12 protein-coding genes are annotated in these 14,215 nt (G+C 61.0%); 6 read left to right on the forward strand and 6 right to left on the reverse strand.

From position 1 onward, the window contains the following. Window positions 1–415 precede the first annotated feature (415 nt). The 6 genes from WNY80_RS17395 to WNY80_RS17420 form a co-directional block, all read right to left on the reverse strand. The gene (locus tag WNY80_RS17395) at window positions 416–1,660 is read right to left on the reverse strand and encodes a Tm-1-like ATP-binding domain-containing protein (protein ID WP_342888680.1); all 1,245 of its coding nucleotides are present in this window, start codon (window positions 1,658–1,660) and stop codon (window positions 416–418) included. Between the two features lie 11 nt (window positions 1,661–1,671). Further along, on the reverse strand, window positions 1,672–2,619 hold the full coding sequence (locus WNY80_RS17400) for a phosphotransferase (protein WP_342888681.1): 948 nt from the start codon (window positions 2,617–2,619) through the stop codon (window positions 1,672–1,674). Next, window positions 2,616–3,893, reverse strand: coding sequence for an aminotransferase class III-fold pyridoxal phosphate-dependent enzyme (locus WNY80_RS17405; protein ID WP_342888682.1), 1,278 nt, complete (start codon window positions 3,891–3,893; stop codon window positions 2,616–2,618). Before WNY80_RS17405 ends, WNY80_RS17400 begins: the two co-directional genes overlap by 4 nt. Next, on the reverse strand, window positions 3,886–5,385 hold the full coding sequence (locus WNY80_RS17410) for a tripartite tricarboxylate transporter permease (protein ID WP_342888683.1): 1,500 nt from the start codon (window positions 5,383–5,385) through the stop codon (window positions 3,886–3,888). Before WNY80_RS17410 ends, WNY80_RS17405 begins: the two co-directional genes overlap by 8 nt. Window positions 5,386–5,391: 6 nt before the next feature. Next, window positions 5,392–5,931 carry a tripartite tricarboxylate transporter TctB family protein gene (locus WNY80_RS17415; RefSeq protein ID WP_342888684.1) on the reverse strand — a complete coding sequence of 180 codons (540 nt, stop codon included), beginning with the start codon at window positions 5,929–5,931 and terminating at the stop codon, window positions 5,392–5,394. A gap of 113 nt (window positions 5,932–6,044) precedes the next feature. Beyond that, window positions 6,045–6,989: a tripartite tricarboxylate transporter substrate-binding protein gene (locus WNY80_RS17420; RefSeq protein WP_342888685.1), complete on the reverse strand. Its 945-nt coding sequence runs from the start codon at window positions 6,987–6,989 to the stop codon at window positions 6,045–6,047. 121 nt (window positions 6,990–7,110) lie between these two features. Here WNY80_RS17420 and WNY80_RS17425 point away from each other — a divergent pair, with 121 nt between their 5' ends. The 6 genes from WNY80_RS17425 to WNY80_RS17450 all read left to right on the forward strand — a co-directional run bounded on the left by WNY80_RS17425 (window position 7,111) and on the right by WNY80_RS17450 (window position 14,213). Further along, on the forward strand, window positions 7,111–7,920 hold the full coding sequence (locus tag WNY80_RS17425; RefSeq protein ID WP_342888686.1) for an IclR family transcriptional regulator: 810 nt from the start codon (window positions 7,111–7,113) through the stop codon (window positions 7,918–7,920). A gap of 173 nt (window positions 7,921–8,093) precedes the next feature. Beyond that, entirely contained in the window at window positions 8,094–9,578 is a 1,485-nt protein-coding gene (locus WNY80_RS17430; protein ID WP_342888687.1) for an aldehyde dehydrogenase, read from the forward strand. Beyond that, the gene (locus WNY80_RS17435; protein WP_342888688.1) at window positions 9,575–10,225 is read left to right on the forward strand and encodes an HAD-IA family hydrolase; all 651 of its coding nucleotides are present in this window, start codon (window positions 9,575–9,577) and stop codon (window positions 10,223–10,225) included. The genes WNY80_RS17430 and WNY80_RS17435 overlap by 4 nt, the downstream gene beginning before the upstream one ends. A gap of 3 nt (window positions 10,226–10,228) precedes the next feature. Next, window positions 10,229–11,581 (forward strand): aspartate aminotransferase family protein, encoded by a 1,353-nt coding sequence (locus WNY80_RS17440; RefSeq protein WP_342888689.1) that lies wholly within the window; start codon window positions 10,229–10,231, stop codon window positions 11,579–11,581. A 439-nt stretch (window positions 11,582–12,020) separates the two neighbouring features. Then, window positions 12,021–12,941, forward strand: coding sequence for a LysR substrate-binding domain-containing protein (locus tag WNY80_RS17445; RefSeq protein ID WP_342888690.1), 921 nt, complete (start codon window positions 12,021–12,023; stop codon window positions 12,939–12,941). Between the two features lie 267 nt (window positions 12,942–13,208). Further along, a complete protein-coding gene (locus WNY80_RS17450) occupies window positions 13,209–14,213 on the forward strand; it encodes a TRAP transporter substrate-binding protein (RefSeq protein WP_342888691.1) in 1,005 nt (334 codons plus the stop codon). Window positions 14,214–14,215 lie beyond the last annotated feature (2 nt).

Raw genomic sequence — 14,215 nt, forward strand, 5'->3', positions numbered from 1 at the left:
TGTTTCCGGCATCTAAGCCAAACTCAGGCAGAAATTCCACTTATCCCTGCTGTGCAGTTTTCCCGAGCCACCTCTGTATTGCTATGATTGAGTTTTTCAATCGCGACACGTTGAGATGTGGTGTGACAGCCAACGAAGAATCCGAACCTCAAAACATCAGTGATACAATATCCTTACATGATGTATTTTGCAGCACATAATGAGCGCCCGGCCTGGCATCCTTACGAAAACGCCTTGACAAATGGCAGGCACAAGCAGCGCGCACGGGCCATCAACCCCGCTCCATGAGCGTTCAAACACGCATCACCGCGCTCTGGCGAGCTACGACAGACAGAACAAGAGCTGTACAGGTTGGGCTAAGCCCATGCCCCGCCCCACCGGGATTGCGAGGTCCGATTTCCATCAAAGCGGCCGCTTACGCTGCTGACTTGCCTGCCGGCACGAGACCCTCCGAGACCCAGAGGTCGAGTTGTCCCAGCGCGGCTGCACAGAAAGCGTCATCGTTGATGTGGCAATCCAGCGTCTCATAGGAAACCCGCCCTTCGAGAGACCCCTGTGCCTCATTTATGAAAGCGGCAAGCCCCTCGGCATCATGAGCAGGCCCACCCGGACGATCCCACTCCTCAATCCCGCCCTTCGGCAGCAGGAAATGCGTGGGGCCCGTTGCTGCCGCCAGCCGGTCAGCCATTTCGCGGGCCAGCATCCGCCGTTCCTCCGCATTGAAGGCGACGCTCTTGATCAGGCGATTGTGCTGGTGAAACGGACGGTCGGTGAAACGCGCCGGTATCTCCTGCCAGCCGGCAAGGTCAAGGATGTCCATCGCGCCGGGAGCGACGACCTGCGGCGTGCCACTGCGCCCGGCCCCGGTCAGCCGGTCCGCACCTGCGCTCACCAGCGAGCCATGCAGCATGTTGACGAACTCTTGCAGGGAGAAATCCATGACACAGGCGAATGCACCCTCGGCGGCCAACCGCTCGAATGCCATACCGCCCATGCCGGTCGTATGAAACACCGCCACGTCATAGCCGCGCGCCGTCAGCTCCGGATGCAGCCGTTTCATGTAATTCAGACATGACGAGCCGAGCGAGGTCATGCCGATCACCGGGCGGTCAAAGGCAGGCGGTTCAACCGCTTTTGCGGCCCCCAGCACCGCGCCTGCCGCCTGGCTGAGCGAGGATTTGCACAAGGGGTTCAAGCCGTAGAGTCCACCCGCCCAGAGGATGAATTGCACATCCGTGGCCATTCGCTCTGCCGCGATCAGCGGCGAGCCGGCGACCGTCGAGACAATGTATTTGGGCACCCCCGAAGGCAGGGCCTGCGCGCAATCCAGTGCCAGATCGGTTCCCATCGTGCCGCCAAGCGCGATCAGCCCGTCGAACCGGCCCTCGTCGTACATCCGTCGCGTCAGCAAGGCCGCGCCGGCGCTCATCTTTTCGAACGCTGCGCCTTCTTCGCCAAGCGCAATCAGCCCTTCAATTGTCTCGCCGACTGCCCCGGCAACCTCGTGCTTGGTCACGTCAACAGGAATGACCGGGTTGCCCAGCACACTGACATCCATGGCGAGCACCTGGCCTCCCTCGCCCCTGATCCGTCCGATCAGATAGTCGAGTTCATCAGCCTTCGTGTCGAAGGTGCCAATTACAAGAATGGTTTTTGTCATGTCCCGCCTCTTCAACCGATAGTGGGTTGTCCCAGATAACCAGCGCACAGAAGCCGCGCGTCGTCGATGAAGCGCTTGTTGCGGGCCACCGATCCGGGCTCGCCCAGACGCTGTGCGATCCAGCCGACATAGGTGACCGCGCGCAGCGCCATGAACAGATCGAGTGTCCGGTCATCGAGCACGCGCAGGCTGTGATATCCCTCCAGCAGCGCGGCCTTCAGGTCCTCGTAATCCGGCTCTGCCCTGTTCTTTACAAGCGCCGTCACAATGTCAAAATGGCGGAACCCGAAGCCACCGTCATCGAAGTCGATCATACGAATGGCAGGTCCGTCCAGCAACACGTTCTCTCGCACGAGATCGGCATGGATGAGCCCGTAATCGAGGCTGTCTGCTTCGCTATCGAGGTGTTGCCGCGCTTCCCGGCGGAAGGTTTCGAACAATTGCTGCGTCCCGGCATCAAGCGTCGGGTTCTCCCAAAAGCGGCCCCAGAGCGGGTCGTCGCCCAGCAGCCCATCGGCGTCCCAGGCACAACGGGTGAAACCCTCGGGCTTTTGCCAGCTATCACAGGCCGTGTGCAGCCGCGCGATTTCGGCTCCCAAGCGTCGAAACACGGCGAGAGGATCGGGTATGTCCAACGGGGTCCGGCTCTGCCCAAGCGATCGCCCCGGCAGCCAGCCTACCATGTCGACCCGGCATTCATCGACGCATTCCAGCATCTTGCCTGACAGCGCAGCCCGCGGCTGCGGCACCGACAAACCGGCGTGATCCATAGCGTCGAGCCATTGCAATTCGGACAGCAGTTCCACATCGTCGCGATAGCCCGGACGCTTGAACCGCAACGCGAAATCACCCTGCGGTGCAAAGACCCGGTACACGCGGTTCTCGCGCCCCGCCACGAAATCGCAGGCGGCGTTCTCAAATCCCCAGAGAGCCAGCGCATCTGCAACCGGGTCGGTCATGCAGCTATCGGGGTTTCTGCCATCACGGCATCGAGTGTGTCGATCAGCAGATCGAGATGATCTTCACCGAATGGCATTGGCGGGCGGATCTTGAGCGTGTTCTTGTACCGCCCCAGTTTGGACAGCAGTATGCCACGATCACGCATCGCGTTGACCACCCGGTCGGCATAGTCTGACGCAGGCTCTTTTGTGGCTCGATCCAGCACAAATTCCGCGCCGAAGACCATGCCGCTTTGGCGAACGTCGCCGATCACATCATATTTTTCAGCCATTGCAGAAAGCCGCTCGTGCGCCATGCGTCCGATTTTTGCGGCGTTGTCCTGCAGGTTTTCCTGCTCCAGCTCATCCAGCACCGCCATGGCGGCGGCGCAGGATACCGGATTGCCGCCAAAGGTATTGAAGTAGCGGAACGAGGTGCGAAACCTTTCCATGATCTCGGGCGTCGTCACCACCCCGGCGACCGGATGGCCGTTGCCCATCGGCTTGCCCATGGTGACGATGTCGGGACGGACGCCCTGTTTCTGGTGGCCCCAGAAATGGCTGCCACAGCGACCGAAACCCGATTGCACCTCGTCACTGATCAGCAGACCGCCGGCCTTGCGCACGACATCCGCAGCGGGGCGCAGCCAGCCTTCGGATTGTGCAGGAAACCCCTCGTTGAGGAAAATCGGGCAGACGATCATCGCGGCAAAACCGATGCCGGAGGATTGCAGATCCTCGACGGCGCGGGCCACATGGCTCGCAAACCGGGTGCCGTCAGGATCTTCGATCCGGTAGCTGTCCGGCGCCTCGACATGGCGCAGATAGCCGCCAAGGCCGAAGCCGACCTCGGGCACATTGCTTTTGGACAGATGGCTGACCAGCGTCGTGTTGCCGTGATAGGTCGCGTCGGTGGCAACGATCCCCCTGTTGCCGGTCATCGCCTCGGCCATGCGCAGCGCGATGTCATTGGCTTCGGACCCGGTGCAGGTCATGATCGCGGTCGACAGCGGGTCCTCGAAGGTCGCGGTCAGACGTTCGACATAGTCGAGGATTCCCTCATGCAGATAGCGGGTGTGGGTGTTCAGCGTTCGCGCCTGCGCGCACAGGGCGTCGACGACGCGCGGATTGCAGTGCCCGACATGGGGGACGTTGTTGTAACAGTCGAGATACCGGCGCCCCTCATTGTCCCAGAGCCAGACGCCCTCGCCACGGACAATATGGATGGGCTCTTCATAGAAGGTCGAGACATTGGGTCCCAGCAGTTCTCGACGACGGTCGACAAGATTACGCATCGGAAATCTCTTTCTTGCCGGCATTGCGGGCCCGAACGACGGTCCAGGTCTGGAACACGACGGCAATGACGATCATCACGAACAGGATGAAGGCGATTGGCCGGTCGATGAATTCCCAGGGTGTGGTGACCCGCGCCATGGCCGTGCGCAGCTTGTCCTCCATCAGCTTGCCAAGAACGATGCCCAGGATGATGGGCGATGTCGGGTAGTCGAGCCGTTTGAGCATGAACCCAAACACACCGAAGCCCGATGCGATGGCCACGTCGGTGAGTGAATTGCGCAAGGAGTAAACGCCGATCAGGCTGAAGGTCAGGATCATCATCCCGAGGAACCGGTTGGGGATCGTCATGGCCTTCATCAAGGTGCTCGTGGAGAAGAACAGGAAGACGACGACGATGATGTTCAGGAGCAGCAGGCAGAGATAAAGCGCCAGAACGAAGTCCATCTGGTTGGCGAAGAGCTGCGGTCCGGGCACAACATTGTGCACGTAGAACACCGCCAGCATCATTGCCGTCAGCTCCTCGCCCGGGATGCCGAGCGCCAGAAGCGGGATCATCGCTGCCGCCGGCACCGAGTTGTTGGCGGCTTCCGAGGCCACGATTCCCTCAGGGTTACCCTTGCCGAACAGTTCCGGCGTCTTGGACGTCCGTTGCGCATAGGCATAGGACATGAACTGCGACATGAACTCGCCCACACCGGGGATCATCCCGCAAATGACCCCGAAGGCCGAGCCAACGCTGGCAACGCGTCGGTAGACCCAGAAATCGCGGATCTGATCAAGAAACTTCGGCCTTCCGACATTCGGCAATTTGATTGCTTTGTCCTTGTCCATGAACAGCACAAGCGCCTGGCTGACCGCAAAGAGGCCAAGAACCACGACGATCAGGTTGATGCCGGACTGCAACCAGCCAAGACCGAATGTAAAGCGCTGGGTATAGGCGCTGGGTTCAATGCCGATGGTTTGCAGAAAGATGCCGATGAAAGCCAGCATCGCTGCAGCCAGCACCTGGCCGCGATGGGTAATGATCACCAGGGTGATGCCCAGCAAAGCTGCAAGGAAGATTTCGCGCGAGCCGAACATCGGCGCAATGCTGGCCAGCACCGGCGCCAGAAACATCAACGCCACGATCGAGAAGATCGCACCGTAGAACGAGGCGGAATAGGCAAGGCTCAGCGCCCGCCGCCCCTCGCCCCTGAGCGTCATCGGATATCCGTCATAGGTGGTCAGCGCGTTGACCGGTGTTCCCGGCGTATTGACCAGGATCGCCGGAATTGCTCCACCGAACATTGACGAGCCATAGATGCCGAGCAGCGCCGTCAACCCGACAATCGGTTCCAGCGAAAAGGTGACCGGCAGGACGATGGCAATGGCCACCGCTGCACCGACACCCGGCAGACCACCGACGATGACACCGCCGATGGAACCGATCAGAAGCGCGGCCATGACATCCCAGCGCGCGATCAGTTCGATACTTGAAAAAAGGAGTTCCATGACGCCTCAGAAGTAACGGAGAAGGATGTAGCGAAGCCCTTCGGGTGCCAGCTGATAGATGGCGCCGCCCGGCATTTTCACATTCATCGCGCTCTTGAAGAACAGGACAACGAAGAGGGCAAAACCGATGGCGGCCCAGATGGGCTTGCCGCGGTAGCCAAGCCGCAGGGTCAGCCCCGCACAAAAGGTTACAGTCGCGGGAAGATAACCGATGACCGGGATCGCCCAGACATAGAGGAGGTACCAACCGACAAACTCGAGCGAGCGCAGCCAGATGCCGGCTTCTCTCCAGCGGCCCGGTGTGCGCTCGACCTTACGTCGCGACAGCCAGTTCAGCCCGGCGAAGAGCACAACACCGCACAGGGACAGTGTCGGCCAGAAACGCGGCTGGGCTGCAAGACGCTTGCCGTCCAGCCAGGTCGTCTGCCACCCGATCGCGGCGATCAGAAGCCCTCCGAGGATCAGCATCATCGTACAGAAAAGCATCTCGCCCGGCTTGCGTCCGACCGGAAAGACATGCGGCTCTTCTGGGGTATCGTCGGTCATTGGGGAGCAGCCTCGCGATTCAGAATGGTCAGCGCATACGACGCTGAACCACGCAAGATGTCAGAAAGTCAGGAGGTGGCCGGCCGCAAGTCAGGCAGCCGGCCTGGCTTCCATTACTCGGCGATCATCGCGTTGATACGTCCGGACACTTCGATATCAGAGGCGATCCGCGCAGCTGAATCGGCAGCGTTCATCCAGTAGACAATCGCGCCGGTCTGCACCGCAAGCTCCTTGGCGCGGTCGGATGCCATCGTCTTTTCAGCCGAGGCGACAATCTTGTCGCGCACATCCTGTGGCGTGTCCTTGTGAACGAACAGGCCGTTCCAGAGCGAGATGTTGAGGTCAGGCGTGATCGAAGCCAGCGTCGGCGCATCCGGCACCACAGAGATCGGGCTTTCCGTGATCGTGGCGAGGATGTTCACCTTGTCGAGACACGGCAGGATCTGCTGGATCGTGGTGTTGACGACGTCGAAATCGCCCGAGGCCAGCGAGTTGCAATCAAGCGCATCCGAAGAGGCTTCGGCCTTCCACTCGAATCCCATTTCCTTGGCTGCGGCAAACGTCGCCTGGGTCGGCAGCAGGAAGGCTCCAAAATGCCCCAGAACCTGCCCTTCGGTCTGCGAATGCGCTGCCAGTTCTTCCATCGTCGAGAACGGCTTGTCTTTGCTGGCGGCGATCACGAAGGGGTAAGTCAGGAAAATGCCCAATGGTTCGAACGGATCCGGGTTGAGACCGGGGACACCGACCTCGGGTCCGACAACCGGGATGTCCACAACGAAGGAGCCGATGGTGTAGCCATCAGCCGCAGCAGACGCGACCGACGCGGCCCCCGGAAACGGACCGCCGTCGGAAGGACGGTTCACCACAGCGGCGGCAACGCCGTATTCGGCTTCAAAATCCTCGGCAATCATGCGTGTGAGCACATCTTCAAGGTCGCCAGGCGGAAACGGCACCACGAAGCTGACCGGGCGATCAGGATACTCGGCCATGGCGGGCAATACGGGCATGGCGAACGCAGCCAAAAGCGCAGTACCTGCGAATAATGTTGCATATTTCATTGACGTTTCCCTCTGGTTCATTATTGTCAACAGTAGTTCATATGGTGCCGAAGCGTCATGGTGTTGTCAACAGAACTGTTGTGGCGCCTTCCGACTACCCCCTGAATCACAAGGTAATTTCATGTCATCCACAGTTGCCAAAGCGCTGACCCTGCTTGATCATTTCACGGAAAACGATCCCGAGATCGGTCTTTCCGATCTCGCCCGGAGATCCCGGCTGGACAAGGCGACAGTCCACAGGATGCTGAGCGCCATGGCCGATGCCGGACTGGTCGAACAGCGACATGACACAAAGCTTTACCGGTTGGGCGCCGGCATTCTGCGCCTTGCACGAATCCGGGAGGAGGCCTTTCCCTTCACTTCGGTATTGCAGCCCGAACTGAACCAAGTGGCGCGCGAAACCGGGGAAACAGCGCATGCATCGCTGATTTCAGGCCGTGCGCTGGCCACCGTCGGCATCTGCGATAGCAGCAAGGCGAACCGGGTTTCACTCGTCGCCGGTGAAATCCTGCCCTTCCACACCACGGCATCGGGGCTCGCGACCCTGGCCTTCGGTCCCGAAGCCCTGTCCGGACGGGTCCTGACGGGGTCTCTGGACGGCAAGACGTCGTTCACGCTCACCGATCCGAAGAAGCTCAATGCCCGGATCGAGACTGCACGGCAGACAGGATTTGGGGAAACCGACCAGACCAACGAGATAGACGTTTACGGCATTGCCGCTCCGTTTTTCGACAAGACCGGCCTCGCCTGCGGAGCCATCGCCGTCGCAACTCCCTCGCATCGCATGAGCGAAGAATTGCGAAGCCAGATCATCGGCGCCGTTTTCCGCGCGGCTGAAGCGGTGACAACAGGCACCGGCGGAAAACTGCCCGGCCGCTACCAAGAGATCGTCCGGACCACGCTGTCTTCCCTGACAGGGGCGCAGGACTGAGCAAACCGGATCCAGCGACAGCCATCCGGGATCAACCGAATCCGGCGCGTCCCGGTCAAATGCGCCCCCGGACACCGACAGTCCGATGTTCCCCGGATTGACAGCAATGGGGAAAGGCTACACAATATTTGAACCGCTGGTGTAAATATTAAACCGACAGGAATCTTCCACAGATGGATCTCTCAGAACTCGCATCGCTCCGCTCGGCTCCCGTGGCGCCTGCCGCCCACGTGATCGATGGGGAGCGGCGTTTTGCGTCGGATACCGCCACGCTCGAGGTCATTTCGCCGATTGACGGACAGGTTCTGACCACCATGCCGCGCGGCACTGCGGACGACGCGAAAGCGGCAATCTCTGCCGCCCGGCGGGCCTTCGATGACGGCCGATGGTCAGATCTCGCACCCGCGGCGCGCAAGGCGGTGCTGCTGCGATGGGCCGACCTGATCGAGGCTAACGCGCTGGAGATCGCGGTTCTGGGTGTGCGCAACAATGGAACCGAGATCGGCATGGCGCTGAAGGCCGAACCGCTCTCGGCCGCGGCCACCATCCGTTACTATGCCGAAGCTGCCGACAAGGTGCTGGGCGAGATCGCGCCGACCAGCCCGGCGACGCTGGCCCTGGTTCACCGCGAACCCGCAGGCGTGGTGGGAGCCATCGTGCCGTGGAACTTCCCCCTGATGATCGGCGCCTGGAAGCTTGGCCCTGCGCTTGCCGCCGGCTGCACTGTGGTGCTCAAACCGGCCGAAACAGCATCCCTGACGCTGCTGCGCATTGCGGAGCTGGCGCTGGAGGCGGGGTTACCGGCCGGTGTTCTGAACGTGGTGACGGGCGAAGGCTCGGTCGTGGGCGCGACCATCGCCGAGTCTCACGATGTCGATGTTCTGGTCTTTACCGGATCGGGGGCGACAGGACGGCAATTGCTGGAAGCCTCGGCACGTTCCAACCTCAAGCGGGTCTATCTGGAGCTCGGCGGCAAGTCGCCCAATATCGTCTTTGCCGATGCGCCGGATCTGGATGAGGCGGCGAAGGTGTCCGCCCATGGCATTTTCCGCAATTCCGGTCAGGTCTGCATCGCAGGGTCGCGCATTCTGGTAGAGCGCAGCATCCATGATGCCTTCGTCGACAAGCTTGCGGCAGTGGCGAGCGCAATGACGGTGGGGGATCCGCTGGATCCGTCGACCGGAGCGGGCGCGATCAATTCGTTGCGTCAGCTGGAACAAAACCTGCGCTTTGTCGAAGAGGCGCGCCAAGCCGGGCGGCGCATCGTGACCGGTGGCAAACGCATTCTCGAAGACACCGGCGGCTACTACATGGCGCCAACGATCGTGGCCGATGTCCACCCGGATGACCGGCTGGCACGCGAAGAGGTGTTCGGCCCGGTACTTGCCATCCTGCCGTTTGATAGCGAGGACGAGGCGGTCGCCATTGCCAATGACACCGACTACGGGCTGGCATCAGCGGTCTGGACCTCGAACCTCTCGCGCGCGCACCGGATGATCCGGCGGATCAAGGCCGGCATCGTTCACGTCAACACCTATGGAGGCGCCGACCTGACCGTGCCGCTGGGCGGGGTCAAGCAATCCGGCAACGGGCATGACAAGTCCCTGCACGCCTTCGACAAGTATTTCGACCTCAAGACCGCGTGGATCAAGCTATGAGCCGGGCGCTGGTTCTCGATTTCGGCGGCGTGATCTCGAAAACACTGTTCGAGACCCATGATCTGTCCGAAGCCGCTCTTGGCCTTGCGCCCGGTTCGCTCACCTGGCGCGGTCCGTTCGACCCGGAGGGCGATGTTGTCTGGCGGGCAATGCAGGCGGGCGAAATCACCGAGCGCGACTACTGGAAGCTGCGGATGCGCGAGACCGGTGCGCTGGTCGGCGAGGAGTGGACTGAATTCGCAGACTTCCTCGGCCGGGTGCGCGGCGACGATCCCGCTGCCGTGATCCGTCCCGAGGCGCTGGCGGCAATCAGCCAGGCACGTGAAAGCGGCTACCGGCTGGCCATCCTGTCGAACGAGCTCGACCTCTTTTACGGTGCCGAGTTCCGGACAAAGCTGCCCTTCCTGGCCGATTTCGAGCTGATCGTCGATGCGACCTATACAGGCATCCTCAAACCCGATCCGCGTGCCTATGGCTTCATTACCGATGGCCTCGGACTAGCACCGGCAGACTGCGTGTTTGTCGATGACCAGGCGAAGAACATTCGCGGCGCAGCGGCCGTGGGCATGCAGACCGTGGCGTTCGATGTGACGCGCCCCTCAGAGAGCTATCAACAGGCCCTCAATTTTCTCAAGGCAAAGGCATAAGCGATGAAGGACAGCAACTTCCTCAAGGAAAACAACGCCCGTCACCTGTGGCATCCGATGGCCCACCCTGCCGACAGCCTGGCCAACCCGCCCGTCATCGTGACGGGTGGTGAAGGCGTAGAGATCACCGATGTCGACGGCAACCGCCTGCTGGACGCCGTGGGCGGGCTCTGGAATGTCAACCTGGGCTATTCCTGTGCACCGGTGAAAGAGGCGATTGCAGGCCAGCTCGATGCGCTGCCCTATTATTCGATCTTCCGCGGCACCACCAATGATGCGGTGATCGAGCTGAGCTTCATGTTGAAGGATTTCTTCGCGCCCGACGGCCTCTCCCGCGCGTTCTTTACCTCCGGCGGATCAGACAGTGTCGAGGTGGCGCTGCGGCTGGCGCGGCAATACCACAAGCTGCGCGGCGAGGCAGGCCGGGTCAAGTTCCTCAGCCTCAAGAAGGGCTATCACGGCACCCACACGCTCGGTGCATCGGTCAACGGCAACGCCAATTTCCGGACCCCGTACGAGCCGCTGATGCCGGGCTGCTATCACATTCCAGCCCCCTATACCTATCGCAACCCCTTCAACGAGACCGACCCTGCCCGGCTGGCCCAGCTCTGCCTGGCCGCGCTGGAGGACGAGATCAAGTTCCAGGATCCGTCGACCATTGCCGCCTTCATCATGGAGCCGATACTGGGCGCCGGCGGCGTGATCCCGCCGCATGAAAGCTTCATGCCGGGCGTGCGCGAGCTGTGCAGCAAACACGGCATCCTGCTGATTGCCGATGAGGTCATCACTGCATTCGGGCGCGTTGGAAGCTGGAGCGGTTCGCGGCACTGGGGGGTCAAGCCGGACCTCTTGTGCTCCGCCAAGGCAATCACCAACGGCTACTTTCCCTTTGGCGCTGTCATGGTCTCCGAAGCTGTGGCCGAGGCATTTGAAAACGACAAGACCGGCAAGGGCTCGATCGGATCCGGCTACACCTATTCCGGCCATCCGGTCGGTGCGGCTGCAGCCGTCGCCTGCCTGAACGAGATGCTGCGGCTCAATGTCAAGGACAATGCCGCAGCCCGCGGCGCGCAATTGTTCAAGGGACTTCAGGACCTCAAGGACAAGCATGAGGTGATCGGCGACGTACGCGGCGGGCACGGGCTGATGTGTGCGCTGGAACTGGTTTCCGACCGGCAGACCAAGACGCCGATCGACAAGGCGACGATCGGCCGGATCTATCAAAAAACCATGGAAGCCGGTGTCATGATCAGGGTGTCTGGCCCGAACATCATCCTATCACCACCTCTGGTGCTGACCTCGGATCACGTTGACGCGATCATCGCGGCACTCGATCACGGCTTTACCACCAGGTAAATTCCGGCTGCCACACCGTCATACGCCGGCTCGCCTTTTCTGGCGAACCGTGGCGACGAGGGTGGGAAACCGGAAGGGTATTTCCGAAACGACAGCGACCTAGAGAGACAGCTTCGCACGTGTGTCCTCGCGCGCCGTCTTCACCAGCGCCGCGAAGGCTGCTGTTGGTGATTCTGTCTGTCCGGCACGGCAGTGGATTTCGAACGGAATTGGGCCCGGCGTCTTCACGAAACGGGCGGTGGCGGAGAAGGAGGAACGAGGGGCTCCAAACCATGGACCGCTCAGACTTCGCCCAGGCCGAAATTGCAAACAGGCCGCGAATGGATCACAAGATGGGCCGGACTTGTTCATCACCTTCGACCATCGGGTGGCAGGTCATCATGCACACCATTGCGGACGCCGGACCAACGAAATCTGCAAGCTGAGACCGAAGATAGCCATGGCCATGAGACTCAATCCACTCAGGATATTCCTCGCGATTGTTGACACCGGCAGCCAGCACGCTGCGGCGCGCATGCTCGGCCTGACCCAGCCCGCGGTTACGAAAGCGCTGCAGAGGCTGGAGGCAGAGCTTGATGTCCGCCTGTTCGAACGATCCGTGCACGGCGCCACGCTGACGGAGTACGGGCAGGCACTGCTTTCCCATGCCCGGTTGATCGATTCGGAGCTGAAAACCTCCATAGAAGCGCTTGACCAGATTAGGGGGGCGCGGAAGGGATCGATCTCGGTTGCGCTGTCACACCTGCCCGGAACCCTGCTTCTGCCCACGGTGCTCGCCAATTTCCGGAAAAAATGGCCCGATATCAGCTTGCGGATCGCCGCAAGTGCCTATCCTTTCCTGCTACCCCAGGTTCGCGAAGGGTCGCTGGACTTCGCGGTTGCCCCTGCCCCGAAGGAGGACTGGCCGGAGGATCTTGTGCGCGAGCCATTGATGGCCACCGCCTTGTCACCCGTCGTGCGGCGCGGCCATCCATTGGCTGAAGCCTCGAAGCTCAAGGACCTTTCGGGAGCGGAATGGGTGCTTCCGACCCAGGAGAGCGCCACTGCGCAGGCCCTGTACGCGGCGGCAAGTCAACTCGGCATGCCAAGACCGGTGTGTCTGCTGACATGTGAAACCTTCACCGCGATGATCATGACAGTGGCATCGAGCGATCTGATCGGCCTCATTCCCAGTGAAATGGTCAAGAGCATTGCGACACTTGCAGGTGTCGCGGAGGTCCCGATCGAGGACCGGCTGGAAAGCGCCGAGCTTTGCCTTATCCGCAGGCGGACCGGCGTCTTCACACCAGCAGCCGCAGCGCTTGCAGCAAGCTTCGGCTCGGCCGCTCGCAACCTGTCCCGCGCAACTCCGCCCGAATGAGTGATGACAAAAAGTTATCGCGATGATTATTCCTCGTCTTTCTCTCCCCGGGGAAGACCGTATCGTTGCCTGGCCACAGTTCGAGATGTCGGTACTGGCCGATTTTCCGGAAACTCGATTTCCGTCATGGCTCCCCGGGGAGCGAGGCGGAGTTGGGTGAGGACCCGAAGCCTGCAAACTGGATGAAATTGTGCCTCGCACAGTCCAGGTGTGACACCGTAAAACGGTCATCGGTTCAACCGAGGCCAAACCATAATGGGGAATCTGATGAAAACTCTTATCCGTTCAATCGTGCTTGCCAGCGCCGTCATGGCCGCTGCTGCCGCACCCTCCATCGCCCAGGAGATCAAGGTGGGACTGGCCCTGCCGCAGAACGCCAAGGGCTTTGACTTCGTCAACGGCATGTATGAGACGTTCAAGGCCGAGGTTGAAGCCAATTCCGACATGACGGTTGACCTCGTCTATGCCGGCGCGCTGGGCGCCCCGAACGAACGCCTGAACCAGATGCGGCGCGGCGTCATCCAGATGAGCGATGCGGCCGACGGCAATTTTGCCACCATCCACCGCGACATCCAGATTCTCAACATGCCGTACCTGTTTTCGTCGGAGCAAACAGCCTGGGACGTGTTTGACGGTCCATTCGGGCAGGCGCTCGCGGAAGATGTGCGCGAGAAAACCGGCATCCGGGTTCTCGGCTGGTGGGAATCGGGCGGCTTCAAGCACTTCAGCGCAAACAAGGCGATCAAGACCCCGGCCGACATGGAAAACCTGAAGATGCGCGTGCTTGGTCCGCTTGCGACGATTCCGGTCGAAGCTCTCGGCGCGTCGGCCGCACCCGTCGCCTTCAGCGAACTCTACACCTCGCTCAAGACCGGCGTGGTCGATGGACAGGACAACTCGGTTTCCATTTTCAACCTGGTCAAGCTTTACGAGGTTCAGTCCCATCTAACGCTGACCGGCCACACCTATGCCTTCGGTCCGCTCGGCATCAACGACCGCTTCTTCTCGAGCCTGGACGAATCCAAGCAGAAAGCGATCACCGACGCGGCTGCAAAGGCGATTGCCTTCAACCGCGCCAAGTCGCGGGAAATGGAAGCCGGCGCCATTGCCTTCGCAAAGGACAATGGTGTCACCGTCATCGAACTTGACCAGGACACCAAGACGGCCTTCCGCGATATCATGCAGCCCGCGGCAATCGGCTGGCTCAAGGAAAATGTCGATACGCCTGAGCTGATTGACCAAGCGATTGCCGCAGCAAAGGCGGCTGAATAAAA

It is taken from the genome of Hoeflea sp. AS16, from assembly GCF_038900095.1.
Classification (GTDB): Bacteria; Pseudomonadota; Alphaproteobacteria; order Rhizobiales; family Rhizobiaceae; genus Hoeflea.

Bases quoted from the DNA above. Each gene is read 5' to 3' on its own strand.
- WNY80_RS17425 (WP_342888686.1), top strand. From the start codon at position 7,111: ATGTCATCCACAGTTGCCAAAGCGCTGACCCTGCTTGATCATTTCACG.
- WNY80_RS17435 (WP_342888688.1), top strand. From the start codon at position 9,575: ATGAGCCGGGCGCTGGTTCTCGATTTCGGCGGCGTGATCTCGAAAACA.
- WNY80_RS17415 (WP_342888684.1), bottom strand. From the start codon at position 5,931: ATGACCGACGATACCCCAGAAGAGCCGCATGTCTTTCCGGTCGGACGC.
- WNY80_RS17405 (WP_342888682.1), bottom strand. From the start codon at position 3,893: ATGCGTAATCTTGTCGACCGTCGTCGAGAACTGCTGGGACCCAATGTC.
- WNY80_RS17430 (WP_342888687.1), top strand. From the start codon at position 8,094: ATGGATCTCTCAGAACTCGCATCGCTCCGCTCGGCTCCCGTGGCGCCT.
- WNY80_RS17445 (WP_342888690.1), top strand. From the start codon at position 12,021: ATGGCCATGAGACTCAATCCACTCAGGATATTCCTCGCGATTGTTGAC.
- WNY80_RS17440 (WP_342888689.1), top strand. From the start codon at position 10,229: ATGAAGGACAGCAACTTCCTCAAGGAAAACAACGCCCGTCACCTGTGG.
- WNY80_RS17400 (WP_342888681.1), bottom strand. From the start codon at position 2,619: ATGACCGACCCGGTTGCAGATGCGCTGGCTCTCTGGGGATTTGAGAAC.
- WNY80_RS17410 (WP_342888683.1), bottom strand. From the start codon at position 5,385: ATGGAACTCCTTTTTTCAAGTATCGAACTGATCGCGCGCTGGGATGTC.
- WNY80_RS17395 (WP_342888680.1), bottom strand. From the start codon at position 1,660: ATGACAAAAACCATTCTTGTAATTGGCACCTTCGACACGAAGGCTGAT.
- WNY80_RS17450 (WP_342888691.1), top strand. From the start codon at position 13,209: ATGAAAACTCTTATCCGTTCAATCGTGCTTGCCAGCGCCGTCATGGCC.
- WNY80_RS17420 (WP_342888685.1), bottom strand. From the start codon at position 6,989: ATGAAATATGCAACATTATTCGCAGGTACTGCGCTTTTGGCTGCGTTC.